Raw genomic sequence first — 3,229 nt, 5'->3', positions numbered from 1 at the left:
ATGTTTCTTTAAATGGTATCCATTACCATGATTAGTCCAAACTTGTTTAGGTTTTACCTTTTCTATCGTTAAAATTATATCATTCCAATCGGCATGATCTGATATGTACAATTGAATTTCATGGCTACTTTGAAGGTGTTTCCAGCCTGTTGCAAATATCCTGATCACATTAATTGCCTTAAAATAGCTCTTAAAAACCATTGGCGGAACCATATAAACCATGTTTGTATGATTGTTCTTCATTACTTTACGGTCATAGATCTCATACTTCCCTAAATTTACTCCCATTTGCTCATATATTTTCACAAAAGGTAACATACTATAGTGAACAAGTATCCTTTTTTCTGTACAGTAATCATTCATCAAGCTGATCAAACGCTGGCATTTACCTAAGGCATATGCACCAAGCATAATATTACTGGTAGTTGAGCTCAGCTTAATTATTTCTTCCTCGGCAATCGGGTGTTGTGTTTCCGGATCAGCAAATGTGGTTTCAGTTATCAAGACATCTGCTTCTACAAATTCTACCGGTTCGCAGGTTTTATCTGGTTGGAGCTTATAATCGCCAGTATAAAGATACTTTACTCCTTCATACTCCATTAGCACCATAGCAGAGCCTAAAATATGTCCTGCCGGAATAAAACTTACTTTAACCCCATTCACATCAAAAGTTTGATGATACTCCATGATGTAGAATTCTCCACCTGCAAATTTCTTGTATCTATGATGCATAAATAAAGAGGTTGCCATTGTACAGTACACATTGTGGTTACCTCCAACTGCATGATCGCCATGGGCATGCGAAATGACTGCATTTTTAACTGCTTCTTTTGGATCCAGATAAAAATTACCGTACCTGCAAAACAGACCGGTCTTATCGATCTCTATAAAATCTTCTAATATCATTAAGGTTTGGTATTGAGAAACAACTGATGGAGACCCATTACCTGATTAATAAGGGAATCTGTTTCGTTGTTGTTGATCAGGTAATCAGCCATCTGTATTTTCTTTTCGTCGGTAAACTGCTTGTCCATTCTGGCTTTTACCTGATCGGCAGTTACTCTATCGCGTTTCATTACGCGATCTAATTTGAGTTCCAATGGTGCAGTAACGAGAATGTTCTTATCACACATTCTGTAAGAACCACTTTCAAACAATAAAGCAGCTTCTTTAAGTATATAAGGAACCTTTTCGGGCAATTGATTAACCCAGTTATCGAATGCTCTAAAAACTGCAGGGTGAACTAATGCGTTTAACTTGGCCAGCTCCCCGGCGTCGTTAAATACGATACCAGCGATATGCTTATTATTTAATATATCTCCAGGCAGATAGCTTTCTTTGCCAAAGGTATCTTTAACACCCTGGATTAGAATGGCATCATTTACCATAATTTCTTTAGCTATGGTATCGGCATAGAATACGGAGACACCCAACGTTTCAAAAATTTTGCAAATAGTAGTCTTCCCGCTACCAATTCCTCCTGTAATCCCTACTTTTAACATTATTTCTCAATTATAAAATCAATCTTCTCGGGAACAATATTCACCAATTTACAATAATCCGGAAAGCGGGTTATTTTAACTCTTAGCTGATTGTGTTTTCTCTTCTTCCGGTCCGGATAATGTCACATATTTAGGGATGATCTCAATATCTTCTGAAATACCGTATTGCTTTGCAAAACTAAAATTAGACACCAATTTTACTGGCACTCTTTTAACGGTTCTTTCAGAAAAGTCAAAATAAAGTGTATCCGGTTTTACGGAAATTATCTTTTGCGAAGTTTCCAGCTGCCTGTTGACATTAAACAATTGCTCAGAAAAAAGAATGAAATTGCGATTATTTAATTTTTCCAGATTGATGGCTATTGACTGGGGTTTAACCCTTAAGCGTGCAAATAATAATTGCCAGCCTGTTCCCTCAACCTGCAAATCAACAGTATCTGACTGAAGTGCATGAAAGGCACGTTTTTGAGGGAAATTCTTATAAACCAATACGGTTTTAGCAGTATAAACGTACTTATTATTTAACGCCATTAACAACCACGCTGCTACTGCAAGAAGCAAACAGGTGACTAAAACGAGGAATCGCTTCCGCTCTATTTTTGTGAGTTTTATAAAGGGCATCGCTGTAAAAATACGAATAATCTATTAGTAAGACCACATGCATAATAAAAGGTCTGCACCTTGTTGGTACAGACCTTTTATTTTATACTCCTCGTAACTCTGAATTTATTTCAGGACCACTCAAGAGTAAAGCCATTATACAGGTGCGAGATCCTGAATAAATCAGGATGATGACCATCAAATTATGCCTTTGGAGCTTCTGCAGCTTTAGGAGCCGCTGCTTTTGTTGCGTCTAAAGAGATTGCAGTTTTATCAAAACGGATTTTTGTACCACCTTCAACTTCGATAAGGAAGGTAGTATCGTTCATGTCTACAATTCTACCATGTATACCAGCAGTAGTAACTATTTTATCTCCTTTTTTCAAATCTTCAACCAATTTTTTATGGTCTTTGGCTTTTTTAACTTGTGGTCTGATCATGAAAAAATAAAATACTACCATGATTAATACCATTGGTACTAAAGTACTTAACATGCTACTACCACCAGCTGCCTGCAATATTATTGTTGATATCATACTATTGTTATATAAATTAATTATTCTTTAATTTCTCCTGTTAAGTGTAGTTCAATTGCACTATTTAGTGCGTTAGATTTAACTGAAACTATTTTATCTTGTCTGCCTGTTTTACCTGCACTGTTAAATACAACGTTAAGCTCTCCGGCTTGTCCCGGTTTAATTGGCGCCTTTGGTATTTCAGGAACGGTACAGCCACAAGTTGCAATAGCATCTGTAATTATTAACGGCATTTTGCCCGTATTCCGGAATTTGAAACTATAAGAGACTTTTTCACCTTTCTCTATTTTACCGAAGTAATAATTATTAGTTTCAAAAGTTAATACTGGTCCGTCGGTATGACGGATTGCCTCCGCTTTAGCAGAGTCGGCGCTTGCTGTAATTGCAGCAGTGTCTGTAACAGTTGAAGCTGCATCAACATTTTTGTCAGTTTTTKATTGGCACGATGCTAACGTTAACGCAACTGCTGCCAGTAACAAAATTTTCTTCATAAATTTTTATTCTTCTATAAGTCCGCGACCAATTTTCTTAATACTGTTGGTTCTTTTAAGATCGCCCATAATTTTATCCAAGATACCGTTAATAAATGAA

Annotated in this window: 5 protein-coding genes; all 5 read right to left on the bottom strand. The window is 36.5% G+C overall.

Annotated elements, in window-relative coordinates; genetic code table 11:
• Positions 1-906: exonuclease (locus tag AC1DG9_RS26550; protein WP_477635629.1), on the bottom strand; the 906-nt coding region annotated here is incomplete at its 3' end.
• Positions 906-1,502, bottom strand: coding sequence for a dephospho-CoA kinase (coaE, locus tag AC1DG9_RS26545; RefSeq protein WP_288880952.1), 597 nt, complete (start codon positions 1,500-1,502; stop codon positions 906-908). The genes coaE and AC1DG9_RS26550, both read right to left, overlap by 1 nt.
• Before the next feature lie 75 nt (positions 1,503-1,577).
• Positions 1,578-2,063, bottom strand: a complete 486-nt coding sequence (locus AC1DG9_RS26540) for a YbbR-like domain-containing protein (protein ID WP_477635628.1) — start codon at positions 2,061-2,063, stop codon at positions 1,578-1,580.
• A gap of 242 nt (positions 2,064-2,305) precedes the next feature.
• Positions 2,306-2,638: a preprotein translocase subunit YajC gene (yajC, locus tag AC1DG9_RS26535; protein WP_172659592.1), complete on the bottom strand. Its 333-nt coding sequence runs from the start codon at positions 2,636-2,638 to the stop codon at positions 2,306-2,308.
• A gap of 20 nt (positions 2,639-2,658) precedes the next feature.
• Positions 2,659-3,129, bottom strand: coding sequence for a DUF1573 domain-containing protein (locus AC1DG9_RS26530; protein ID WP_477635627.1), 471 nt, complete (start codon positions 3,127-3,129; stop codon positions 2,659-2,661).
• Positions 3,130-3,229: the final 100 nt, after the last annotated feature.

This window comes from Pedobacter sp. 05L430 (assembly GCF_056397585.1).
The sequence above is the reverse complement of the archived record's forward strand: the minus strand, read 5'-3'. Positions and strand labels throughout refer to the sequence as shown.